Annotated in this window: 21 protein-coding genes and 1 tRNA gene; 7 read left to right on the top strand and 15 right to left on the bottom strand. The window is 58.6% G+C overall.

Translation table 11 applies throughout. The features are described 5' to 3' along the window. Window positions 1–65 precede the first annotated feature (65 nt). From ACYU7Z_RS05190 to ACYU7Z_RS05165, 6 genes are all read right to left on the bottom strand, one after another. Window positions 66–767, bottom strand: a complete 702-nt coding sequence (locus ACYU7Z_RS05190; RefSeq protein ID WP_460568074.1) for a VIT1/CCC1 transporter family protein — start codon at window positions 765–767, stop codon at window positions 66–68. 142 nt (window positions 768–909) lie between these two features. Beyond that, a complete protein-coding gene (gene rocD / locus ACYU7Z_RS05185) occupies window positions 910–2,154 on the bottom strand; it encodes an ornithine aminotransferase (RefSeq protein WP_460568072.1) in 1,245 nt (414 codons plus the stop codon). Between the two features lie 175 nt (window positions 2,155–2,329). Next, window positions 2,330–3,154, bottom strand: a complete 825-nt coding sequence (ispE, locus tag ACYU7Z_RS05180; protein ID WP_460568070.1) for a 4-(cytidine 5'-diphospho)-2-C-methyl-D-erythritol kinase — start codon at window positions 3,152–3,154, stop codon at window positions 2,330–2,332. A gap of 104 nt (window positions 3,155–3,258) precedes the next feature. Next, on the bottom strand, window positions 3,259–3,879 hold the full coding sequence (locus ACYU7Z_RS05175; RefSeq protein ID WP_460568068.1) for a bifunctional nuclease family protein: 621 nt from the start codon (window positions 3,877–3,879) through the stop codon (window positions 3,259–3,261). A gap of 92 nt (window positions 3,880–3,971) precedes the next feature. Next, a complete protein-coding gene (locus tag ACYU7Z_RS05170) occupies window positions 3,972–4,931 on the bottom strand; it encodes an electron transfer flavoprotein subunit alpha/FixB family protein (protein ID WP_460568066.1) in 960 nt (319 codons plus the stop codon). Between the two features lie 82 nt (window positions 4,932–5,013). Further along, on the bottom strand, window positions 5,014–5,754 hold the full coding sequence (locus ACYU7Z_RS05165) for an electron transfer flavoprotein subunit beta/FixA family protein (protein ID WP_460568064.1): 741 nt from the start codon (window positions 5,752–5,754) through the stop codon (window positions 5,014–5,016). Window positions 5,755–5,854: 100 nt separating this feature from the next. Between ACYU7Z_RS05165 and ACYU7Z_RS05160 the strand changes: the two genes are divergently transcribed. Beyond that, window positions 5,855–6,166 carry a tetratricopeptide repeat protein gene (locus ACYU7Z_RS05160; RefSeq protein WP_460569140.1) on the top strand — a complete coding sequence of 104 codons (312 nt, stop codon included), beginning with the start codon at window positions 5,855–5,857 and terminating at the stop codon, window positions 6,164–6,166. 53 nt (window positions 6,167–6,219) lie between these two features. After that, complete coding sequence (gene tilS, locus ACYU7Z_RS05155; RefSeq protein ID WP_460568062.1) at window positions 6,220–7,620, top strand: tRNA lysidine(34) synthetase; 1,401 nt, start codon at window positions 6,220–6,222, stop codon at window positions 7,618–7,620. Here tilS and ACYU7Z_RS05150 read toward each other — a convergent pair. Together ACYU7Z_RS05150 and ACYU7Z_RS05145 are read right to left on the bottom strand one after the other, a co-directional pair. Further along, on the bottom strand, window positions 7,574–8,224 hold the full coding sequence (locus ACYU7Z_RS05150; protein WP_460568060.1) for a rhomboid family intramembrane serine protease: 651 nt from the start codon (window positions 8,222–8,224) through the stop codon (window positions 7,574–7,576). The two genes, tilS and ACYU7Z_RS05150, sit on opposite strands and share 47 nt — an antisense overlap. A 3-nt stretch (window positions 8,225–8,227) precedes the next feature. Continuing rightward, window positions 8,228–8,701: a 23S rRNA (pseudouridine(1915)-N(3))-methyltransferase RlmH gene (locus ACYU7Z_RS05145; protein ID WP_460568058.1), complete on the bottom strand. Its 474-nt coding sequence runs from the start codon at window positions 8,699–8,701 to the stop codon at window positions 8,228–8,230. Between the two features lie 97 nt (window positions 8,702–8,798). Here ACYU7Z_RS05145 and ACYU7Z_RS05140 point away from each other — a divergent pair, with 97 nt between their 5' ends. Beyond that, a complete protein-coding gene (locus ACYU7Z_RS05140; RefSeq protein WP_460568056.1) occupies window positions 8,799–10,268 on the top strand; it encodes a hypothetical protein in 1,470 nt (489 codons plus the stop codon). Window positions 10,269–10,478: 210 nt separating this feature from the next. Next, on the top strand, window positions 10,479–10,772 hold the full coding sequence (locus ACYU7Z_RS05135) for a hypothetical protein (RefSeq protein ID WP_460568054.1): 294 nt from the start codon (window positions 10,479–10,481) through the stop codon (window positions 10,770–10,772). 62 nt (window positions 10,773–10,834) lie between these two features. Here ACYU7Z_RS05135 and ACYU7Z_RS05130 read toward each other — a convergent pair whose 3' ends face one another. After that, complete coding sequence (locus tag ACYU7Z_RS05130) at window positions 10,835–11,221, bottom strand: response regulator (RefSeq protein WP_460568052.1); 387 nt, start codon at window positions 11,219–11,221, stop codon at window positions 10,835–10,837. Window positions 11,222–11,371: 150 nt separating this feature from the next. Further along, the gene (locus ACYU7Z_RS05125) at window positions 11,372–11,581 is read right to left on the bottom strand and encodes a hypothetical protein (protein WP_460568050.1); all 210 of its coding nucleotides are present in this window, start codon (window positions 11,579–11,581) and stop codon (window positions 11,372–11,374) included. A 198-nt stretch (window positions 11,582–11,779) separates the two neighbouring features. Here ACYU7Z_RS05125 and ACYU7Z_RS05120 point away from each other — a divergent pair, with 198 nt between their 5' ends. Continuing rightward, window positions 11,780–12,187, top strand: coding sequence for a hypothetical protein (locus tag ACYU7Z_RS05120; RefSeq protein ID WP_460568048.1), 408 nt, complete (start codon window positions 11,780–11,782; stop codon window positions 12,185–12,187). Window positions 12,188–12,507: 320 nt separating this feature from the next. Here ACYU7Z_RS05120 and ACYU7Z_RS05115 read toward each other — a convergent pair. The 4 genes from ACYU7Z_RS05115 to argS form a co-directional block, all read right to left on the bottom strand. After that, window positions 12,508–12,581 (bottom strand) — tRNA-Arg (locus ACYU7Z_RS05115). A 131-nt stretch (window positions 12,582–12,712) separates the two neighbouring features. Continuing rightward, the gene (locus ACYU7Z_RS05110) at window positions 12,713–12,952 is read right to left on the bottom strand and encodes a hypothetical protein (RefSeq protein ID WP_460568046.1); all 240 of its coding nucleotides are present in this window, start codon (window positions 12,950–12,952) and stop codon (window positions 12,713–12,715) included. Between the two features lie 37 nt (window positions 12,953–12,989). Next, complete coding sequence (locus tag ACYU7Z_RS05105; protein WP_460568044.1) at window positions 12,990–14,933, bottom strand: 6-phosphogluconolactonase; 1,944 nt, start codon at window positions 14,931–14,933, stop codon at window positions 12,990–12,992. Window positions 14,934–15,188: 255 nt separating this feature from the next. After that, entirely contained in the window at window positions 15,189–17,063 is a 1,875-nt protein-coding gene (gene argS, locus ACYU7Z_RS05100) for an arginine--tRNA ligase (protein ID WP_460568042.1), read from the bottom strand. Window positions 17,064–17,230: 167 nt separating this feature from the next. Between argS and ACYU7Z_RS05095 the strand changes: the two genes are divergently transcribed. Then, window positions 17,231–17,746, top strand: a complete 516-nt coding sequence (locus ACYU7Z_RS05095; protein ID WP_460568040.1) for a GtrA family protein — start codon at window positions 17,231–17,233, stop codon at window positions 17,744–17,746. A gap of 233 nt (window positions 17,747–17,979) precedes the next feature. Here ACYU7Z_RS05095 and ACYU7Z_RS05090 read toward each other — a convergent pair whose 3' ends face one another. Further along, window positions 17,980–19,383, bottom strand: coding sequence for a DUF4403 family protein (locus ACYU7Z_RS05090; protein ID WP_460568038.1), 1,404 nt, complete (start codon window positions 19,381–19,383; stop codon window positions 17,980–17,982). A gap of 965 nt (window positions 19,384–20,348) precedes the next feature. Here ACYU7Z_RS05090 and dnaK point away from each other — a divergent pair. Further along, window positions 20,349–22,253 carry an Hsp70 family protein gene (gene dnaK / locus ACYU7Z_RS05085; RefSeq protein WP_460568036.1) on the top strand — a complete coding sequence of 635 codons (1,905 nt, stop codon included), beginning with the start codon at window positions 20,349–20,351 and terminating at the stop codon, window positions 22,251–22,253. The last annotated feature ends 343 nt before the right edge of the window (window positions 22,254–22,596 follow it).

The following is a 22,596-nucleotide window of genomic DNA, read 5'->3' as shown; positions in this document are numbered from 1 at the left end:
AAGGCCTCCCTTTTGGGAGGCCTTTGTTATTGCATAGCGCATTTGCTCTTGCTGTAGAAATACGGTCAGGCGCCGAGTAGCTTTGCAATGCCGAAGGCGGCGGCGGCGGCCAGCGCACCGATCATCAGCACACGCAATGCGCCGCTGAAGGGCGGCACACCCGTCAGCTTGCTCTTCACCCAGCCAAAGAGAAACAGGCAGATAAGGGTTACCAGTACGGAGATCTTGAGCCCGTTGACCGGCTCCTGCACAAAGAAATAAGGGGAGAGCGGTACGAGGCCGCCGACAACATAACTAATCCCGATGTTGAAGGCCGACTGGCGGGCCCGCTTGGGATCGGGTTGCTCGAGCCCGAGCTCAAAACGCATCATGAAGTCGACCCAGCGGTCGGTATCGGCTGCGATCTCCGCCGTGGCCCGCTCCTGCAGGTCTTCGCTGAGACCAAGCCCTGCGAAGAAATCCTTTGTTTCCTGCACCTCGCGGTGACGCAGGTGCTCCACCTCGTAGTACTCGCGGCGACGCTCGTTCTCGTAGTGATCGGCTTCCGTGCGACCCGCCAGGTAGCCACCAAGACCCATCGCGATGGAGCCCGCAGCGATCTCGGCAATACCGGCGATCACCACGATCCGCGCGTCGTGCACCGCGCCGCTGAGGCCGGCCGCCAACGCAAAGGGAACGGTCAGGCCATCACTCATGCCAATTACGATGTCTTTGATGACATCACTGCTTTCCATGTGTTGCTCGGTGTGGTGGAGATGTGTGTCCATGGGATCGTTTGTGTAAAGGTCGGCATTCGGTACGTGAATCGTGAATCGTCAATCGTCAATGCGCAAGCGCAGAAAAAACGGATGCCAAAGGCATCCGTTTTTCATTGCAGGCGTCAGCCTTTCACGATTGACGATTCACGATTCACGAAGCTTCGCCCATTGCCGCGAGGCTCTTCCCGATGCGGTCCACGCAGTCGTCGATCTGGGCGCGGCTGATCACGAGTGGCGGTGCAAGGCGGATCTTGTCGCCGTGGGTCGGCTTGGCAAGGATGCCGTTTTCCATCATCCGCAGGCAAAGCTGCCAGGCGGCTTCCTTGTCGGGGTGCTGGATCACGATGGCGTTGAGGAGGCCCTTGCCGCGCACAAGCTTCACCAGGGGCGATTGCAGGTAGCGGAGCTGCTGGCGGAAATAAGCGCCCTGCTCCTCGGCGTTCGTGGCGAGGTCTTCGTCGCGCAGCACGTCCAGGGCGGCCATGGCGACGGCGCAGGCAAGCGGGTTGCCGCCGTAGGTGGAACCGTGCTCGCCTGGTGCGATGGTCAGCATCACCGGGTCGTCGGCCAGTACCGCGCTCACGGGCAGCACGCCGCCGCTGAGGGCTTTGCCAAGAACAAGGATGTCGGCGCGCACTTCCTCGTGGTCGATGGCAAGCAGCTGTCCCGTGCGGCCGAGACCCGTTTGAATTTCATCGGCAATAAGGAGCACGTTGGCGGCGCTGCACAGCTCGCGCACGCGGCGCAGGTAGCCTTCGTCGGGCACAAGCACACCGGCCTCACCCTGGATCGGCTCTACAAGGAAGCCGGCCACGGTTTCGTCCTGCAAGGCTTTCGCGAGCGCATCGGCATCATTGTAGGGCACCTGCACAAAGCCGGGCATATAGGGGCCGAAGTCGCGGTAGGCAGATGGGTCGCTGCTGAAGGAGATGACCGTAGAAGTACGGCCGTGGAAGTTGCCCGAGCACACAATGATCTTGGCGGCGCCCTCGGCGATGCCCTTCACGCGGTAGCCCCAGCGTCGTGCGAGCTTGATGGCCGTTTCAACCGCCTCAACGCCGCTGTTCATCGGCAGCACCTTCTGGTAGCCGAAGTAGCGCGTGATGTACTGCTCGTACTCGCCGAGCAGGTTGCTGTAAAAGGCGCGGCTCGTGAGCGTCAGCTTCTGCGCCTGGGTTACCAGCGCCTCGATGATCCGTGGATGGCAGTGCCCCTGGTTCACGGCCGAATAGCCGCTCAGGAAGTCATAGTATTGCTTGCCCTGCACGTCCCACACATGTACGCCGAGTCCGCGCTCGAGCACTACCGGTAGCGGGTGGTAATTGTGAGCGCCGTATTGCTGCTCCAGCTGCATATAATAATTGGGGTCGCTGACCCGCGTCGTCTTCGTTGCCATAAATAAGTAATGAGAGATGAGTAATGGATGTCGGAAAGGCTGCTATCCCTGAGAAAATAGGAGCAGCGGACGGCGGGAGACCCGTTAGTGGTTGAGCAGGTCGAGGTTGCCCTGGAGGATATGACGGGTTGCGGGATGCATGCGGAACAAATGTAGGCGCTTTTTGCCGTAGTTGCTACAGCGGCACCGTGCGCACGAAGTAGCCATCCGGAAAGCCGGGCTTTGAGGGAAGCGTTCCGGCCGCAAAAAGGCCGTACACAGTTGAGCCGCTGCCCGACATGGCGGTATAGACGGCGCCAAGCGAACGGATTTTTTCTTTCAGTTGCGCAACGACCGGAAAGGCCGCAAACACAGAGGCTTCGAAGTCGTTTTGGAGCAGGTCCTGCCAGCGGTCTACCGGCTCGCTGACCAAAGCGCGGAGCGAGGGCCGCTCATCGTCGGGGCGCACGTGCCGGAAGGCTTCTGCGGTTGGCACCGCTACACCGGGGTGGACCAGCAGCAAGGTGTATCCTGACAGGCTTAGGGAGAGGGGTTCGAGCAGATCGCCGCGGCCGCGGGCGAAGGCCGGCCTGTTGTATATGAAGAAGGGGCAATCGGAACCCAGCTGCAGCGCAAGGGCCGCGAGTTCGTCGTTGCCGAGACCCAGCTGCAATTTCTGGTTGAGCGCGGCCAGGGCAAAGGCTCCGTCGGCCGACCCGGCACCCAGACCGGCGCCGCTGGGGAGCAGCTTGTGCAGGTGCAGCCGAACCGATGGGAGCGAAGGGAATCGCTGCCGCAGCAACTCGTAGGCCTTGACGCAGATGTTTTGCTCGGGCCGCGCCGTTACGCGGTTGCCGCTGCTGGTAAAGTGCAGCACGCCCTTTCCTTCCGCCTGCAGCACCTCGAGCGCCTCCTGCACCGGCACGGGGTAGAACAACGTTTCCAGGTCGTGGAAGCCATCGGCGCGCTTGCGGCGCACCTGCAGGCCCAGGTTGATTTTACAGTTGGGGAAAACGAGCAAAGGGATTGTTTGTAGTTGGTAGTTTGTAGTTTGTGGTTTCGCGATGCGCGATAACAAGTGGCCGGCGTTAGCCAACTACAAACCAGCAACTACAAACCACAAACTTATTTACGCTTCTTCCGGTTGTTGATCTCGTCGCGGATCGCGATGGCGCGGATATAGTCTTCCTGCTCCAGCACTTCGCCAAGAAGGGTGTTGAGATCGTCGAGGGAGAGGGAGCGGAGGTCTTCAGAAGAAGTAGTGGTGGACGTGGTTTCTTCTTCCTCTTCTTCTTCGGCGCTGCCAGACGACTTGCGGCGCTTCGTGCTGCTGCTGTCTTCCATCATGATGCCGGCGCTGTCGAGGATATGCTCGTAGGTATATACCGGGCATCCGAAGCGAACGGCGAGGGCCAGTGCATCGGAGGTTCGCGAATCGATCTCGATGGTGTCGTTGTCCGATGTGCAGACCAGCTTCGAATAAAAAATGCCTTCCTGCAGGTCGGAGATGATGATCTCGTGGAGCTCGATATTGAAGGCATTCATGAAATTCTTCATGAGGTCGTGGGTGAGGGGCCGGCTTGGCTGCATCTTTTCGAGCGCCACGGCGATCGCCTGGGCCTCAAAGCCTCCGATCACGATCGGTAGGCGCCGAAGACCGCCCACTTCGCCGAGCACAACGGCATACGAATGGGTTTGGGTAATGCTATGCGACAACGCCACAATTTCCAGTTCGATTTTCTTCATATCCGGTTTCTAAGACTTAGACTACGTACAAACCTACAAATTAAACAAGAAAAATGCCATAGCAGGGGCTATGGCACTGGTGTTGAGCTTACTCAGGCACCCTTGTATTTCTTCACTGCTTCGATCATCTTCGGAACCACCTCGAACGCATCGCCGACAATTCCGTAATCAGCTGCCTTGAAGAAGGGTGCTTCGGGATCCTTGTTGACCACCACGATCGTCTTGCTGCGGTTGACGCCGGCCAGGTGCTGGATGGCGCCGGAAATACCGATGGCAATGTAGAGGTTGGGGGCGATGGCCACGCCGGTCTGACCTACGTGCTCGTTGTGCGGGCGCCAGTGTGCATCGGCCACGGGGCGGCTGCAGGCAAGCGCGGCACCGAGCAGGTCGGCGAGGTCTTCCACCATCTTCCAGTTCTCGGGGCCTTTCAGTCCGCGGCCTGCGCTCACCACCACATCGGCTTCGGCGAGGGCAACTTTTCCGCTGGTCTTGGTAGAGCCGGTCACCTTCAGTTTCGGCGTGCCGACAGTTACATTGGCAGCAACAACCTCGGCGCTGCCTTCTCCTTCGGAAATGGCGAAAGCGTTGGGGTTGAGGGCGATCACCTTGCGGGCGGTTGTTACTGAAACGTTCGCATAGGCCTTACCGGAAAACACGTTTTTGCGTACGGTAAATCCGGAACCCGTTTCGGGAAGCGCCGTGGCACCCGACACGAGGCCGGCTTTGAGGCGTACCGAGAGGCGGGGGGCGATGGCCTTGCCGCTGCTGTTGTTGGAGAAGACGATGATGTCGGCGCCGGTGCTTTCGGCAACCTGCGCGATGACAGCGGTATAAACCTGTGCGTCGAGACCGCTCAAGGCCTCGTTCTGCACCTGGTGCACTTTGCTGATGCCGTACTTACCCAGCGAAGCGAGGTCGGCGGGCGCGCCGAGTACTACGGCCTCGGCATTCGTGCCGCTCTGCTGCGCGATCTTCGATGCGTAGGATGCGGCCTCCAGCGAAGCCTTCTTGATATGTCCGTCGATATGATCGATAAAAACCAAAACACTCATGATGTGTAAATCTTTGAATTCAGGGGATCGGTTGATGAAATCTCAGATCTCGGATCTCAGATCTGAGATCTGACTTCTGAGATCAGATAACGCGTGCGTCTTCGTGGAGCATGCGGATAAGCTCGTCGACGTTGTCGGCGGGGACCAGCTTGACGCCTGCTTTTGCCGGCGGCAGTCCGTACGAGGCAGCCTGCGTGAGGGGCTGTGCGCTGCTTTCGACAACCTTGAGGGGCTTTGTGCGGGCAGCCATGATACCGCGCATGTTGGGGATGCGGGCTTCGGCCATTCCCTTCTGGCAGGAGATCACCAGGGGCAGCGATCCTTCGAGGGTTTCTTCGCCGCCTTCGATCTCGCGCTTGATGGTGGCCGTGCCGCCGGAAAGCTGCAGGCCTGTGGCAAGCGCTACGTAAGGAAGGTCGAGCAGCTCGGCGAGCATGCCGCCAACGGCGCCGTTGTTATAGTCGATGGTTTCTTTACCGGTGAGGATGAGGTCGTAACCGCCTTCTTTGGCCACTTCGGCAATGGCGGTGGCAACCTGGTAGGAATCGACGGGCTCCACGTTGATGCGGATCGCTTCGTCGCCCCCGAGGGCCAGCGCTTTGCGGATGATGGGCTCGGCATCGGCAGCGCCTACGGTCACGAGGTGGATGGTCGATGCGGGATCGGCTTCCTTGAGCTCGATAGCGCGCACCAGGGCATACCATTCGTCGGTCGGATTGATAATCCACTGCACACCGGCATCGGCGAATTTCGTGTTGTTGTCCGTGAAGGCTATTTTTGCCGTGGTATCTGGCGTCTTACTGATACACACCAAGATTTTCATAATAACAAACAGGTTTAATAAGGTGAAAAGCCAAAGGTTGCATAAGCAACCATCCGGCATGCAAATATAAGCTTTCGCCCCTGCCAAAATCAATTTTGTGATGGACCGGATCGCGCGTATCAAGGAGCTTTTACACAGCCAGCCCAACGACTCTTTCCTGGAGCATGCGCTGGCCCTCGAATACATAAAAACCGGCGACGACGCCACGGCCCGCGGCCTTTTCGAGGGCTTGCTGGCCCGCGAGCCCGGCTACGTCGGAAGCTACTACCACCTGGCGAAGCTGCTTGAGCGGATCGGTGACGAAAACGCCGCCATCGCGGTGTATGAAGCGGGCATGCGGCAGGCCAAAGCAGCCGGCGACAATCATGCTTTTTCGGAGCTCCGTTCGGCGTACGAGGAGCTGACGATGTAGTCGTGAATCGTCAATCGTCAATCGTGAATGAGCATCGTCCTAAAACTGTACCTGTGGATTTACTAAGCGGCTTTCGGAACTATATCGGGCAACAACACTGGGACCTGGTTAATAAGCGCTGTATCGTGGCCGTGAGTGGCGGCCTAGACTCGGTTGTGTTGGCCCATCTCTGCAGGGAGGCCGGCTTCGACTTTGCCATTGCCCATTGCAACTTTCAGTTACGCGGCGCCGAAAGCGACGGCGATGCTGCCTTTGTGCGGGAGCTTGCAACGACTTTACACGTTCCTTATTTCGAAAAGCGCTTCGATACGAACGCGTATGCCGAAACGAATAAAGTATCCATCCAGGTTGCCGCCCGCGAGTTGCGGTACCGTTGGTTTGACGAATTGCTGCACCAGGAAGGGCCGCACGATTCACGATTCACGATTCACGATTCACGAATCCTCACCGCCCACCACCGCGACGACAGCATCGAAACGCTGCTGCACCATTTCTTCCGCGGCACCGGCATCGCAGGCCTCCAGGGTATCCCGCCACAGAACGGCCGCGTCGTCCGCCCGCTGCTTTTTGCCGGCCGCGACGAGATCCGTGCCTGGGCCGAAGCGCACAGTATCCGCTGGCGCGAAGACTCCTCCAACGCCTCCACCAAATACACCCGCAACGCGCTGCGCCAGCAACTGCTGCCGCTACTCGAAACGATCTACCCGCAGCTGCGGCAAAACCTGACCGGTAACATCGAGCGTTTCCGCGAAGCGGAGCAGCTATACCGCGCGGCGATCGATGCGCAGCTACACAAGCTCGTAGAGGTGAAGGATGGAATCACGCGCGTGCCGCTCCGCAAGCTGCTGGCCGCGACACCGCTGCAAACGGTGCTCTACGAGCTGGCCCGTCCCTTCGGGTTTACAACCGGGCAAACGGAAGGCCTGCGGCGACTGCTCGAAAGCGAGCCCGGCCGATTTATCGACTCAGCCACGCACCGCGCGCTGCGCTACGGTGCGTGGCTTCTTTTCGCGCCCTTGCAGGGAGGAGCCGATACCGTATATATACTGTCAAAGGGAGAGGAGGGTCTGCTGCTGGACGACCATCTCCTTTCGGTCGACACGCTCCCGGCGCCGCCGGCTGTTATCCCGAACGATCCCGCGGTTGCCTTGCTCGATGCGCGTCACATCCAGTACCCGCTCGTTGTGCGGCGCTGGAAAGCCGGCGACTATTTCTACCCGCTGGGAATGCGCAAGAAGAAAAAGCTGGCGCGCTTCTTCATCGACAGCAAGGTGCCGCGCATGCTGCGCGACCGGCTGTGGGTAGTGGAGTCGCACAAAAAGATCATCTGGATCGCCGGGTTCCGCATCGACGACCGCTTCAAAGTAACAGGGGCTACGCGCACGATCCTCCAGCTGCGGCTGGCTCCTACGGCAGCATCCGGTAGCCCTTCACCTCCGACGCAAAATTCGTGAGCAGGGGATAGTCGCCGAGCTGGCAGGCGATGATGATAAAGGCGATCCCGAACAGGGCGCCCCAGATATGGGCCGAGTGGTTGATGTTGCCCCCGCCGCGGCGATCGAGGTAGGTGGAGATGAGCAGGTAGAGCGGACCGAAAATGAATCCGGGCATTTTGGGCAGGAAGATGAGCCCGATCTTGGCCGTTGGGATCAGCATGATCGCGGCAAAGATGACGGCGCTCACGGCACCCGAGGCACCAAGGCTCCGGTAATGGTAATTGTCGCGGTTGCGGCGGTAGGTGGGAAGCAGGCATACCGGCAGCGCCAGCAGGTAAAGCGCGGTATAAAGGATGCGCCCGTAGCCGGGGAAGATCTGCGCAAAAGCGATCTCCAGGAAACGCCCGAAGCCATAAAGCGCGTACATGTTGAAGGCCAGGTGAAAGAAGTCGGCGTGGATAAAGCCGCAGGAGAAAAAGCGGTACCACTGTCCGCGCTGCACCGCCGGCGGGTAGAAAATAAGGTCTTCGAGCAACTGCTCTTTCTGGAAGGCAGCGATGCTGATCAGCACGGTAACGGCAATAAGGACAACGGTGGCGATATAATCGACAAAAGATTCCATGGCTTACTTGTGGTGGTATTTTTCGTTGCGAAGGATGGTGCAGGCCCGGTACAGCTGCTCGGCAAGGATCAGCCGCACGAGCTGGTGCGGGAAGGTGAGCGACGAGAGCGACCACTGCAGCTGCGCGCGCTTCAGCACGGGCGCGTCGAGACCGAAGGCGCCGCCGATGAGAAACACGACCTGCCGGGCACTCTCGGTGGCCCGCTGCTGCAGGAATGCCGCAAGCCCTTCGGAGGGCAGGCTCTTGCCGCGCTCGTCGAGCGCAACGAGGTAATCGTCGGGCTTGAGCATCGACAGCAGCAATTCACCCTCCCGTTTTTTCTGCTCGGGTTCCGGGAGCAGCGCAACGCCTTTCGGCACAGGGATCACCTGCCACTCGGCGTTGAAGTAACGGTTGAGACGTTTGGTAAACTCCTCCACGCCGGCCTTTACGTAGGGCTCGTGTGCTTTGCCGATGGTCCAGAGCGCGATTTTCATGTGCGGGTCACTGAAGGGCAATAGTACGGCATTTTCGGGCGCCGCCGCCACGGATGGGGCTAGTACGGGATTTGCAAAGTCAATCCTTCAAATGGCTATGTACGTGCTGGGAACCAAGGTGATCGAGCGGCTTTGGAAGACAATCAGGATTGGCTTGATGGGAGCGTTGCTGCCCGCCGCGGCGGGGGCGCAGGGCGATTCGGTGCGCGTGCCGGCGAGCCTGCAATACGAGCGTCCCGGTATCATCAACCGCATTTTGCTGGGCAACAATTACCGCGAGCTGTGGGAAACACCGGTGAAGCTACCCGTGTTTCACCTGCGCGCCCAGGGCTTCCGCGTAAAGGAGCTCGGCGGAGGCAACCAGACGCTCTCCCTGCAGCTGAGCGACGCACAGGGACATACCTGGGTGCTCCGCACCGTTGAGAAGGAAGTAACGAAAGCGCTGCCGCCCATCCTGGCGAAAACATTTATCCTCAGCCTCGTGCAGCAGCAGGTATCGGGCTCGCATCCCTACGCGCCGCTTGTGGTTGCACCGCTGTCGCGCGCCCTCGGTGTCAGCGGCGCCGATCCTGTATTTTATTACGTTCCCGACGATACCGCCTTTGGCGAATTCCGCGAGCGCTTTGCCGGCACCGTCTGCCTCCTCGAGGAGCGCGAGGCCGGTGAAAGCAAAACGCAGAATTCCGAGAAGGTGCTCGAGCGGCTTGTCGACAAAGGCACCGTGCGTCCCGATGCGCCGTCGATCCTGCGGGCGCGCCTGCTCGACCTGTTCATCGGCGACTGGGACCGCCACGCCGGGCAGTGGCGCTGGGCCGATCGGCCGGGCAACCTGGTTACCGCACTTCCGCGCGACCGCGACCAGGCCTTCTTTTTCAGCAACGGCGTGCTGCCGCGCTTTTTCCAGGCGACCATTCTCAAGTACCTCGTTTCCTACGAAGGCGACATCAGCAACTGGCGCGGCATCACCTTCAAAAGCTGGCCCTTCGACCGGTATTTCCTGAGCGACCTCGACCGGCAGCAATGGACCGGCATTCTCGAGAGCATGCAATCGGCCCTGTCCGACTCCGTTCTTGAGGCCTCCGTGAAAGCGCTTCCCCCGGAGATCTATGCCCGCAACGGCGAGCGCCTGCTGGCCCAGCTGAAGGGCCGCCGCGACGACCTGCGCAAGCACGGGCTCCGGTACTACCGTTTCCTGTCGGGTTACGTGGATATCTACGGCAGCGATAAGGACGAGGAATTCGTCGTCACCGGCACGGGGGATACAGCGCGGGTGCAGGTATTTGCCCTGAAGGATGGCGCGCGCGGGCGGCTCCTGTACGACCGCCAGTTCGTTCGCTCCGATACCCGCCTGCTGCGCCTCTGGGCCTTTCATGGCCACGACCGGTTCACGTTCGCACCGGGACGGAGCCGCTTTCATTTTGAGCTCAATGCCGACGACAGCGGTGATGAGTACCGGCTCACGAAGGACAAAAAAACGCGGCATATCAGGTCGAAAACAGCTGCGAAGGTGCCGGTGCTGCTGAAGGCGCCCGGAAAGGACTATGGTAACGGTTACCGGCAACCGTAGTTTGTCAAAAAAGCTCCCCGGTATAAAGCACTACAGCGGCCCATTCCGACGAAAGGGAGAAGCCTACTTAGGTGGCGGTATAGGTTCTCCATTAGCACCCTATTTTTCCTGGCGGAAGTTTCCCGAAATAGTACTTTTCCTATTGTTATTGTTGAGCGGGAAATCTATTTTGGCTAAGTAATCCGTTTATTCAACCAAAAACCGTCCCTTATGAAAAAGATCCTACTGGCAGGTATTCTGCTCACGACAGGCTTCACCGGCAGCACGGAATTGTTCGCACACGCAACAACTGTTGCAACGATCAATGTACCCCCGAATGTTCGGGATGCCTACGCGGCTCTCCAGGCACAGTATGCAGCGAACGGCCAGATCCTGGTCAACGCCGTATGGACCCGTGCGAATGGTGTGTTCACGGTAACCTTCCTTATCGTTGATCTGAGCGTGGAAGATTCGTACACGCCCGGTTCCGCTTCCTTCCATGGTGGCGGCCAGCCGGTGAACTGATCCAGCGAAACGACATAGCAAAGCCTCCCGCGCAAGCAGGAGGCTTTCTTGTTTTGAAAAGGTCAGCTGCCCGGAGCCGGGCGCGCATAAGCGAGCATCCGCGCCACGATCGCATCATAGTCGTTGAATTGCGCGGGCTTCATGAAATAGAGTTGCTTCTCGTCGATAAAGGAGCCCTGCCTGGGATTGGTGGAAAGGATCGCCACCGGTATGCGGTGAAACTTCGGTTCCTGGCTCAGGAGCTTGAGCGCTTCGGAGCCCGTCATTTTCGGCAGGTTCATGTCCAGGATGATCAACGTCGGGAGGATCTCGTCGGCATGCAACTGGTGAAAGAGCTCCACCGGGTCGGGAAACACGCGGATCTCGTAGCCCTTGCCGGCAAATACCTCACTGAGCAGCTGCGCGTCATCGATGTCATCTTCGACGTAATATATTTTGGACGGACTCATGTTTAGCGTTTCTGGTAGTGTTGCTAGACAAGATAGGACAAATAGCCAATAAGGCATTGTGTTCCATTGCAACGCAGTTGGAGTTGAAACATCATTATGGAGGGCCAGGCAGCAAAACTGGTTATGGGATGGAACGCAGGTTTACCGTTCCTAAATGGTGTGGTCCGGTCTATTTGCTTCAAAATCGGAATGGTTTCCCTTCCCAGTTGATTGGTCAGGATACAACATGGCTTGGAACAAAAAATCCTCTTTTGCTGTCACACCGCCTTTAACCTTGAACCCTTGTTTGATGTGTTCGTTCACTTCCCTTTCCAGTTCGTGCGCATGTGACGCTTGCAATATGATGTAAGGCTTTTCCATAAGCCTAATGTACGTCCTGACCAACAATACATTTCATGGAATGTCTTTTTGAAAAGGGGCGCAAATGTAGAGGTTAGGCGATGGATTGCACCCGAATTAATTGGGCCGGGGTTGCGCGCATAAACGTGCATAAATGTTGATTTTCTAACGCTTCAATTGCCGGTCACCTCGCCAGAGTACGGCTACATTTGCGGCAAGATGAACACTACGAATAACACCACATCCACGAACTCCACGACAGTAAATCACGTACACGCCGGCACTGCCAACACTAATCCACAACAGCCAGTCGAAAAATGCTACACGGTATCCCGAGCCTTTATGTTTTGGGCGGTTGGACTAGGCCTTCCAATCCTTGCAGCAGCATTTTGGAAAATGTACGATCTGGGCTTTGATAAAGGATGCATCAAGTTCGACAAGGAAAAGAATGAATTGGTAGGGGCCAATTTTTCACTCCAGCGTCAATTCGACCTTTACCGGGATTCCGTAAGCCATGCCAACGCTATTGCCGCCATTGCTGATGCCATCACTGAACGTGGCGCCATAAGATATGCTAACGAAATTGCTTTACGTAAGGCGATAAACGATGCCATCCACCATCATTAAACTGGCCTGTGGATCTGGTGGATTGTCGAATGGATTATGAGCAATCCTCCTTCAGCAAAGAACTACCATAGTGGTCAAGGAAGTACAAAACACTATCAATTAGACCTGTATTGCCTTAGATCTCGTTATTCCGTTTCCTCATAGGCGGGAATCATCCGCACCAGGCAAAAAGGTAAGGTTATCCTTGAATTGCCTGAATACTATTCAATCACAGAACCAACTCGGGAAGGTGAAGTGTGGGATCTAAATTGTCTAATACGTAACTGCTTGATTTAGAACAATAAAAAAGTCCCGCTTTTCAGCAGGACTCTCTCTTTCTGTGACCGCGTCAGGATTCAAACCTGAAACCTTCTGATCCGTAGTCAGATGCTCTATTCAATTGAGCTACGCAGCCATTCCCGATTGGGAGTGCAAATATAGGGCGGCCGATGCTAAAAAAACAAAGGCCGCCCTAAAAAAATTTTGGAAAATTTTGAAAAGGATCCCGCTAGCGCCTTTAAAGTCAGGCCCTTAGCGGGTTCGGAGTCATTCGTCCTTCCGGATCGTTGTCTCCGAAGTGGTTTTCGTCTTCATTCCGTGGCTGCGCTTTTTCTTGCGGTGCACGGCATTGTAGGCTTTGTCGCCCACGGTGGTCTTCGGCTTCACCTTTGTCTTGGTGCCGCTTTCACTGGTGCTGGTTGTCGTTGTTTGCTTCGTCTTGACCTGCGCCTCGGCGCCGGCCGTCACGGTAAACAGGATGCCGGCCAGGAGAATCCATTTTTTCATAATTGTTTTTTCTTTCCAGCCGCAAATCGGGTGCCGGTCAGAACTGCCAGCGCTTGAATGCCTCGATCGCGGCATAGCGGGTGAGGCCGAGGCGGGCATAGGTGTCGGCGGTATGCGCATTGCGCTCCTCGGCGCGCTGCCAGAATTCACGGGCGTCGTCGCCCTGGAACGGCACAATATCTTTCTGCGACTGGTGCATGAAAATGCCATGGCGCTTCTCCAGCACCTGCCCCGGGCTCATAGGCACCGCCATGTCGATATCCTCTACATCCCACTCCTGCCAGGCTCCTTTGTAAAGCCAGAGGCGGCAATCGGCGATCCAGGCCGCGCCTTCTTCTTTTAGTTCCCGGAGGCTTTGCAGCACAACATCGAGGCAAACCTTGTGGGTGCCGTGCGGGTCGGCAAGGTCACCGGCGGCGAACACCTGCTGGGGCTCCACCTGTTGCAATAATTTTTTTGTTAACGCAACGTCGGCAGGTCCCATCGGGTTCTTTTCGATGGTTCCCGTTTCGTAAAAGGGCAAATTGAGGAAGTGAACCTGCCCCGGCGGAATCCCCACATAGCGGCAGGTGGCCCGTGCCTCACCGCGGCGTACGAGGCCTTTCAGTGAGCGGATCAGCTCGGAGTCGAGGTCGTGCGGGCCCTTTTGCGCGAGGTAGGCCTGCACGTCCGCCAGTACGGAGCGCGTGCCCTCGTTGTCGCTGGCGGCGATCGCTTCGAAGCCGGCGGCAAAGTCGAGGTGCCGCACAAGGAACTCGTCGGTAACGGCAATATTGCCCGATGTCTGGTAGGCAACGTGCACCGTATGTCCCTGCTCGTGAAGGCGACGAAAAGTGCCGCCCATGGAGATGATGTCGTCGTCGGGATGCGGCGAGAAGAGCAGCACGCGCTTCGGCCAGGGCTGAGGCCGCTCGGGGTGCCTTGGGCCGGCGTCGGGTCGCCCGCCGGGCCAGCCGGTGATGCTGTCGCGGAGCGCGTAATACACTTCGAGGTTGATGGCATAGGCATCGCCTCGATCGGCAAGGAGATCGCCGAGGCCGCCCTCTGTATAATCCTTGTTGCCCAGCCACAGCACGGGCTTGTCGCGCTCGAGCGCGAGGCGAACAACGGCGCGGCGCACCGTTGCGGCTGTCCAGTCGACCTCGCCGGCGAGCCAGGGCGCACGGATCCGTGTGAGCTCGGCGGCCGCGGGCGCATCCACCAAAAAGCGGCAATCGGGATGTTGCTGGAGCAGCGATGCCGGCACCGATTCGGCAGGCTGCCCTTCCACGGCGGCGCGCACGATGCGGGCCTTTCCCGGGCCCCAGGCCAGGAGGAGTATCCGCCGGGCCTGCAGGATCGTGCTGAGCCCCATGCTGATGGCCAGGCGCGGCACCTGCCCGGGGTTGGCAAACTCGTAGGCGTTGGCGAGGCGGGTGCCGGGCTCGAGGTTCACGAGACGCGTCCGTGTATGCAAACCGGAGCCTGGCTCGTTAAATCCGATATGCCCATTGTGCCCGATCCCGAGCAATTGCAGGTCGATGCCGCCCGCCGCGGCAATGGCTTCCTCGTATGCCGCGCAGGCCGCACGCACCGCTTCCTTCGGCAGCGAGCCATCGGGAATATGCACGTTGGCGGGGTCGATGTCGACATGCGAGAATAAATGCCGCTGCATGAATTGCCGGTAGCTCTGGTACGCCGCCCCATTGATCGGGAAGTATTCGTCGAGGTTGAAGGTGATGGCGTTGCGGAAGGAGAGGCCCTCGTCGCGGTGCAGGCGGAGCAGCTCCCCATACACCGGGAGCATCGTGCTGCCCGTGGCGAGGCCGAGCACGCACATCCGCCCTTCGGCTGCCCGTTGGCGTAAGAGCGTGGCAATTTCAGCGGCGGCGGCGATAGCTCCTTCCTCCGGCGTGGCAAACACCGTCACCGGAATCCGCTCCAAAGTATCCGGCCCGCCACCCTGTCCACCGGAGGGAGCACCCAGGTTGTTGTGGTTCATGAATCTTGATCCCGTTTCCCAACGAAGCTGCAAAACAAAGGCCCCACTTGGGTAGTGAATAGTGGAGTCGTTGCCTGAATCACTCCACAGGCCGGTAATGTTCAATTTTCAATTCTCAATTTTCAATAATCAAAGAGATACCCCACTTGAGAATTGAGTATTGAGCATTGAAAATTGGAACGGCAAAGCCCCGCCATCGGCGGGGCTTCGTAACAAACAACTTTCGGCGTATATCAAAGTATCCAGCACCGGAACCTACATTCGCTCCGGCACGCGAATTCCCAGCAGCGCCATCGCGGCCTTCAGCACCTCGCTCGTGCGGCGGCACAGCTGCAGGCGCAGGCCTTTCTTCTCCTCGCTCTCGGCACTGAGCACCGAATGCTCGGCATAGAAACCGTTGTAGGTCTTCGCCAGCGTGAAGGCATAGTTGGCGATCACCGAGGGGTTATATTCCGACGCGGCCTGCTGCACCGTGCTGCCAAACTGCTCAATGAGCAGCAGGAGCTCCTTCTCCTTCGGCAGGAGCGAAGTGGGCGCGGGGGCGCCGGTGCCGGCATCGCCGGCCTTGCGCAGGATCGAGCGAATCCGCGCATAGGTGTACTGGATAAACGGACCCGTGAAGCCCTGGAACTTGATCGTCTCCTCGGGGTTGAAAAGCATCTTCTTTTTGGGGTCGACATGCAGCAGGAAGAACTTGAGCGCACCGAGGGCGATGGTTTCATAAAGCTCCCTGAGCTCGCCTTCGCTGAAGTCGTCGGTCTTGCTGTGCTCCTTCGTTTCGGTCTCGGCTACCTGTACCATTTCGTCTACGAGGTCGTCGGCATCTACTACCGTGCCCTCGCGGCTTTTCATCCGGCCCGTGGGCAGCTCCACCATCCCGTAGCTCAGGTGATGGATCCCGTCGGCATAGGGGCGACCCAGCTTCTTAAGTATAAGCTGCAGCACCTTCATGTGGTAGTTCTGCTCATCGGCGATGACGTAGAGGCTTTGATCGTAGGGGAACTCGTCGTGCTTCTGCTCGGCAAGACCCATGTCCTGCGTGATGTACACCGAGGTGCCGTCCTTGCGAAGCACAAGCTTTTCATCGAGGCCGTCGGCGCTGAGGTCGATCCACACGGAGCCGTCGTCCTTGCGGAAGAAGACGCCTTTATCGAGTCCTTCCTGCACGATGTCGCGGCCGAGCAGGTAAGTCTGGCTTTCGTAATAGGTTTTGTCGAAGTCGGTGCCGATGCGCTTGTAGGTGGCGTCAAAGCCTTCATACACCCAGCCGTTCATCTGCTTCCAGAGCTGCATCACTTCGGGCTTGCCGGCTTCCCAGTCCACGAGCATCTGCTGCGCTTCCTTCATCACCGGTGTCGACGCGCGGGCAATTTCCTTGAGCCCGTCGAGGGCTTTCTGGGCGGCCTCGCCCTTGCGGTCGCCGTTGGCCCAGTTCTTATAAATGGCTTCGGCCTTGATGCGCTGCGCTTCGTCGAGCGTGTCGAACTTGCCGTTCTTGAGACGCTCGAAGATGGGCTCGGTCTCCGCCTTCAGCTCGTTTTCAAACAAAACGTAGTAGTGGCCCACGAAATGGTCACCCTTCATGCCGCTGCTTTGCGGCGTGGCGCCGTTGGCGAGCTTCTGCCAGGCGATCATGCTTTTGCAGATGTGGATCCCGCGGTCGTTGACGATGCAGGTTTTCATCACCTCGTTGCCGGCGGCCTTGAGGATCTCGGCGACGCTCCAGCCCAGGAAGTTGTTGCGCAGGTGCCCGAGGTGCAGCGGCTTGTTAGTGTTGGGGGAGGAGTACTCCACCATCACCTTTCTGCCCGTTGCTGCCTGCTCCGGCGACGACGCCAGGTACCCGAGCAGCACGCTGTCGGCCAGTGTCAGGTTGAGAAAGCCCTTGATGACATTGAACTGGGTAAACAGCTCCGGGTTGCTCTCCACGATCGCCGCGCCCAGCTCCTGGCCGAGGGCTTCGGGCGACTTGCGGAGGCTCTTCACCAATGCAAACAGCACCACGGTATAGTCGCCTTCAAATTCGGGCTTCGTCTGGCTCACGAGGATGTCGGCGGCGCTCACCGACGCCCCGTACAGGCGGTTGATGGCTTCGGCACTTACTTCTTTGACACGGGCTACAAGGCTCATTTTCTGCTTCAAATTAGGCCGCAAAGATAATGGCCTAATGTGCTAGTCTGCTAGTCTGCTAATGTGCCGGCCTTCGGATCGGCACGCTGAACCTGCCTCCCTTCCCGGTTTTGTCCGTATTGGCAGACTGGCAGACTATTTCATTAGCAGACTATCTTCGCCGTCCCATGCACCGGGTTCACCATACCGTCAGAAGTTTTGTGCTGCGCGTCATCGACCTGTTCTACCCGCCCTTCCGCCGGGTGATGACGATCCAGATGTTTCGCTACGCGGCCTGCGGCGGCGGCAATACCCTGTTCAACATCGTGCTCTATTACATCATCTACCACTACGTGCTGGGCGAGCAGATGCTCCACCTCGGCCCGCTGACGTTCACGCCGCACATCGCGGCCTTCCTGATCGCGTTTTGCGTCACCTTTCCCACGGGGTTTTACCTGTCGATGTTCGTGGTGTTCCAGGGCTCGTACCTGCGCCGGCGCATCCAGTTCGTACGCTACCTCCTCGTGGCCCTCGCCTGCATGGTGCTGAACTACGCCCTGCTGAAGCTGTTCGTGGAAATACTTCACCTCTATCCCACGCCGTCGCTGATGATCACCACGGGGATCGTGGTCCTGTTCAGCTATATGTCGCAGCGGTACTTCTCGTTTCGGAAAGGGCCCCTGTCAACCGAAGGTGGCAGCTAGTGCGGGGGGTACTTTTTTCTTTGATCTTTCTTTGGGCCGATAATATTCAATTTTCAACGCTCAATGCTCAATATCCAAGTGCAGCCGGGTACCGCTACACTTTCTCCGTCCTTGAGCATTGAAAATTGAAAATTGAATATTGAAAATTTGAAATAGAAAGCCCCGCTATCAGCGGGGCTTTTGTATCAAAAAACGTTAGGATCGTTTCAGGAAATAAAAACTATCCAACCTGCCTACAAGTTGATCTCGTTGACGATCACCGCCAGCTTGCCCGCGCAGTTCGTGCGGATCTTCAGGTGGTCGGGGAGGGCCCAGAGACCGGTGATCTTGAGCTCGCTTACGGAGCCGGCGCCCTTGATGCCCTTCATCCATTCCTTGTTGAGCCACTCGTTGATGTTCTTCGCCGCGCTGTCGTAGTAAGGCTGCATCGGGAAGGAGGCATATTTCTGCAGTTCGGAGGTGATCTTTTTGCTGAACAGCCACTTGGCGCCTTTGAGCAGGAGGTTTTTCGTTTGCAGGTCGTACTCGAGCTCCTGCACCTCGATGGTCTTTTTGACGCCGTCGTACACAGGCTTGCCGATAAAGACCGCCGTGCCGTTGAAGGAGCCGGAGAAGTCGAGCTGGAAGCGGAGGTTACCGGTCGAGTCGGAGCTGACGCGGGTGCCTTCCACCACGATATATTTTTTGAAGAGCCCGTCGGACACGTCGAAGCGCTTGTGGAGCATGTACTGGTTCATCACCTGCGACAGCGAGTCGTATTGCAGCGCGGCCTCGAGGTAGATGTTGAAGCCGCCGGGATGGGCCGCGTTGCTCAGGTTGGGAACGGGGCTGCTGCCTTCGGCAGGGCGCGCCAGGCTAACGACGGGGGTAGCCGAGATACCTATCGAGATGTTGAGGAGGTCATTGCTGGCCTTGATATTTTCCATACGGAGGCGTTTGGGGTGGAGCGAGAAGTAGCCCGCACCTGGAATTGCATAAACCGTGCTGAGCTTATTCCAGGCCTGCTGCAGGTAGGGCCGGAGGTTGACGACGCCGAAGGAATCTTCCATTTCTTTCTTGGAGGCGTCGAGCTTGGCGCGGATGCCGTCGACGACGGTCGACGTAACATCCTGCCCCCAAAAGCATACCGTGCATTTGTCGAGCGCCTGCGGCTCGGGCCGCACGATCTTCGTCAGCAGCCGGTAATCGGGCTGCAGCTGGAACGTGGCGCCGAAGCCGATCACGATCCGGCGCTCGGTCTCGCTGACGCCACAGGAGCACTCGGGTGTCCAGGGGCTCAGCACGGTGCCGCTCAGGCAGGCCCGCGAGGAGCCGATGATCTTGTAATAGCCGGTGAAGGCTAGGTTGAAGGAGGTGCCCGATGCCGCGAAGCGGAGCGGCGAGCGGCGCAGGTGGTACTTGTAGCGGGTGCCGCACTCGGGCTGCACCCAGCCGGCCGGCCAGCCCGGCGACACGAAGGCCGTATCCACTTTCTTCTCCGCCAGCGCATACAGCGGGCGGAGATTGATGGTGATCGGGATGTCGATATCCGACTCGGGCAGCGAATCGAGCACGCGGCGGGCGGAGTCGGTCAGCCCTTTCTGGGCGAAGGCGGTACTGGTCAGCAACAGGAGGACTGCGGTCAGGAGGCGTTTCATCGGGTGCAAAATACTTAATGTGGTAATGTGCTGATGGGCTGATGTGGTAATAGCGCTTCGCCGGCACCCGCTGTGACAACAATTTTCCATCATCCCTGGCTGGTTGCCCAGCCATCATCCCGCACCGGCGGGATCTCTTCCCTTAGAGCCGGCCAATGCGGCCGCAAGCGGCATGGCGCACGACGAAGCAACGGCACGACGGCACGACGACGCGGGAACAAAATGACGGCAAACGCAACAATAGCCTGGTTTGCTGTGTGTTCCCGTAGTGCCGTCGTGCCGTCCTGCCTTTGCGAACCACCGGGCCGTCGGCCCGGTTCGGGATCCCGGGATAACGGGATTGCCCGGCCTGGCCCCACGCGGCCCCCGGACGAATACCAAGTCGTGCTGACCTGCCGGAGGAAGCATACGTACGCATACGTTACCCAAACGCACGCATCAAGTGAGCCTGCGCACGCTTCCATCTTGCCATCGCACGCTTACATCTTGCCATCGCACCCTTACATCTACCCATCGGACTGTTACATCTTGCCATCGCACCCTTACAACTTGCCATCGCACTCTTACAACTACCCATCGCACCCTTACAGCGACCCATCGGACGCTTACAACTACCCATCGCACCCTTACAAATTGTCATCGCACGCTTACATCTCGCCATCGGAGGCTTACATCTTGCCATCGCAGGCCCGGACCGAGCTTACGCAGTCGCCTGGCGGCTACCCAATGGCGCTTTGCCTCGGGGGAATCCGTACGCCGGAGATCCCGGGCAAAATTCTCGCTCATCTATCCCGGTCTGCCATGTCATCGCTTGTCCCGCCCAGGATGACAGGTTTTGCTAAGCTCAACCTGACAATTGCCACCCGTAGCGTTAGCCGAAGGGCGAAGCACTGACAAAATTGCACATTCCTGCCCCGGGGCATAATGATTGATGCTACAGGGTGAATTCAAAAACAGTATACGCAATGGGAAAGATTATCGGTATAGACTTAGGCACGACCAACAGCTGCGTGGCCGTTATGGAAGGCAATGAGCCTGTGGTCATCGCCAACGACGAAGGTCGCCGCACAACCCCCTCGGTAGTGGCGTTCCTCAAAAACGGCGAGCGCAAGGTGGGCGACCCGGCAAAACGCCAGGCCATCACCAACCCGCAGAACACCATCATGAGCGTGAAGCGCTTCATGGGCCGCCAGTTCAACGAAGTAACCGAAGAGATCAGCCACTGGAGCTATAAAGTAGCCAAGGGCGACAACAATACCGTGCGGATCGACATCGATGGCCGCCTGTACACCCCGCAGGAAATCTCCGCGATGGTGCTGCAGAAAATGAAAAAGACCGCTGAAGATTACCTCGGCCAGGAAGTGACCGACGCCGTTATCACGGTACCGGCCTACTTCAACGACGCCCAGCGCCAGGCCACCAAGGAAGCCGGTGAGATCGCCGGTCTCAACGTGCGCCGCATCGTGAACGAGCCCACCGCGGCAGCCCTGGCCTACGGCCTCGACAAAGGCGGCAAGGACCACCACATCGCCGTCTTCGACCTCGGCGGCGGTACCTTCGACATCTCCGTGCTGGAGCTCGGCGAAGGCGTATTCGAGGTAAAGTCGACCAACGGTGACACCCACCTCGGTGGCGACGACTTCGACAAAGTGATCATGGACTGGCTCGCCGAGGAGTTCCGCGCCGACGAGAACGTCGACCTGCGCAAAGACCCGATGGCCCTGCAGCGCCTCAAGGAAGCTGCCGAAAAGGCCAAGGTCGAACTGTCGTCCTCTTCCGAAACAGAGATCAACCTGCCTTATGTAACGGCCATCGACGGCGTGCCCAAGCACCTGGTGAAGAAGCTTACCCGCGCCAAGTTCGAGCAGCTTGCCGACACCCTCTTCGCGCGCTGCCTGAAGCCCTGCGAGCAGGCCCTCAAAGACGCCGGCCTGAGCACCTCCCAGATCGACGAGGTGATCCTCGTGGGTGGCTCTACCCGCATTCCCAAGGTGCAGGAGATCGTAGAGAAGTTCTTCGGCCGCAAGCCCCACAAGGGTGTGAACCCCGATGAAGTGGTGGCCATCGGCGCTGCCATCCAGGGTGCCGTACTCACCGGGGAGGTAAAGGACGTGCTGCTGCTCGACGTTACCCCGCTGTCGCTCGGTATCGAAACGATGGGTGGCGTTATGACGACCCTCATTCCCTCCAACACGACCATTCCCACGAAGAAGTCGGAGACCTTCTCCACGGCTTCCGATAACCAGCCCGGCGTGCAGATCCACGTGCTCCAGGGCGAGCGCCCGATGGCAACGCAGAACAAGAGCCTTGGCGTATTCAACCTCGACGGCATCCCGCCGGCCCCCCGCGGCGTTCCGCAGATCGAAGTGATCTTCGACATCGACGCCAACGGTATCCTCCATGTAACGGCCAAGGACAAAGGCACCAACAAGGAGCAGAAGATCCGCATCGAAGCCGGCTCGGGTCTCAGCAAGGAAGAAGTGGAAAAGATGAAGGCCGAAGCCCGCGCCAACGAAGCCTCCGACAAGGCCGAGAAGGAGCGCGTCGAGAAGGTCAACGCGGCCGACTCGATGATCTTCCAGACCGAGAAGCAGCTGAAGGAGTTTGGCGACAAGGTGCCTGCCGACAAGAAGGCGCCCATCGAAGCCTCGCTCGAGAAGCTGAAAGAAGCCCACAAGGCCCAGGACCTCGCCGGCATCGACGCCGCGATGGCCGAAATGAACGCAGCCTGGACGTCTGCATCCGAAAGCATGTACAACCAGGCGGGTGGTCAGCCCGGCGGCCCCGACATGGGTGGCCAGCAGCCCGGTGGCCAGCAAGGCGGCGGCTCCGAGAACGTGACCGACGCAGAATTTGAAGAAGTGAAGTAAACGATACGGTTAAGAGAGAAAAGGGCCCTGAGGGGCCCTTTTTTAGTTTGGAGTTTGGGGTTTGTAGTTTGAGGCTGCGTGATACGGGGCAACGCCTGTTGAAACCGTCATTGCGAGGAGGGCGTAACGGAGTGGAGCCGGACGAAGCAAGCCCTTCGTCTATGTGTCTGCAGCCGAAACCCGATGCACCGGGTATTGAGCTTTGTGAGCATAGCGGAAGGGGTTGCTTCGCTGCGCTCGCAATGACGCCCGAAAGGAGCTGCGCTCGCAATGACGGGATTTGAAAGGGGCACAAAAAAGCCCCGGGCAAACGCCCAGGGCCTGTATGTTAAATCAGACATCC

It is taken from the genome of Flaviaestuariibacter terrae, from assembly GCF_054777635.1.
The sequence above is the reverse complement of the archived record's forward strand: the minus strand, read 5'-3'. Positions and strand labels throughout refer to the sequence as shown.

Coding starts and splice junctions, on each gene's coding strand:
- ACYU7Z_RS05190 (WP_460568074.1), bottom strand. CDS start 767: ATGGACACACATCTCCACCACACCGAGCAACACATGGAAAGCAGTGAT.
- rocD (WP_460568072.1), bottom strand. CDS start 2,154: ATGGCAACGAAGACGACGCGGGTCAGCGACCCCAATTATTATATGCAG.
- ACYU7Z_RS05175 (WP_460568068.1), bottom strand. CDS start 3,879: ATGAAGAAAATCGAACTGGAAATTGTGGCGTTGTCGCATAGCATTACC.
- ACYU7Z_RS05170 (WP_460568066.1), bottom strand. CDS start 4,931: ATGAGTGTTTTGGTTTTTATCGATCATATCGACGGACATATCAAGAAG.
- ACYU7Z_RS05165 (WP_460568064.1), bottom strand. CDS start 5,754: ATGAAAATCTTGGTGTGTATCAGTAAGACGCCAGATACCACGGCAAAA.
- ACYU7Z_RS05160 (WP_460569140.1), top strand. CDS start 5,855: ATGGACCGGATCGCGCGTATCAAGGAGCTTTTACACAGCCAGCCCAAC.
- ACYU7Z_RS05150 (WP_460568060.1), bottom strand. CDS start 8,224: ATGGAATCTTTTGTCGATTATATCGCCACCGTTGTCCTTATTGCCGTT.
- ACYU7Z_RS05145 (WP_460568058.1), bottom strand. CDS start 8,701: ATGAAAATCGCGCTCTGGACCATCGGCAAAGCACACGAGCCCTACGTA.
- ACYU7Z_RS05140 (WP_460568056.1), top strand. CDS start 8,799: ATGTACGTGCTGGGAACCAAGGTGATCGAGCGGCTTTGGAAGACAATC.
- ACYU7Z_RS05135 (WP_460568054.1), top strand. CDS start 10,479: ATGAAAAAGATCCTACTGGCAGGTATTCTGCTCACGACAGGCTTCACC.
- ACYU7Z_RS05130 (WP_460568052.1), bottom strand. CDS start 11,221: ATGAGTCCGTCCAAAATATATTACGTCGAAGATGACATCGATGACGCG.
- ACYU7Z_RS05125 (WP_460568050.1), bottom strand. CDS start 11,581: ATGGAAAAGCCTTACATCATATTGCAAGCGTCACATGCGCACGAACTG.
- ACYU7Z_RS05120 (WP_460568048.1), top strand. CDS start 11,780: ATGAACACTACGAATAACACCACATCCACGAACTCCACGACAGTAAAT.
- ACYU7Z_RS05110 (WP_460568046.1), bottom strand. CDS start 12,952: ATGAAAAAATGGATTCTCCTGGCCGGCATCCTGTTTACCGTGACGGCC.
- ACYU7Z_RS05105 (WP_460568044.1), bottom strand. CDS start 14,933: ATGAACCACAACAACCTGGGTGCTCCCTCCGGTGGACAGGGTGGCGGG.
- argS (WP_460568042.1), bottom strand. CDS start 17,063: ATGAGCCTTGTAGCCCGTGTCAAAGAAGTAAGTGCCGAAGCCATCAAC.
- ACYU7Z_RS05095 (WP_460568040.1), top strand. CDS start 17,231: ATGCACCGGGTTCACCATACCGTCAGAAGTTTTGTGCTGCGCGTCATC.
- ACYU7Z_RS05090 (WP_460568038.1), bottom strand. CDS start 19,383: ATGAAACGCCTCCTGACCGCAGTCCTCCTGTTGCTGACCAGTACCGCC.
- dnaK (WP_460568036.1), top strand. CDS start 20,349: ATGGGAAAGATTATCGGTATAGACTTAGGCACGACCAACAGCTGCGTG.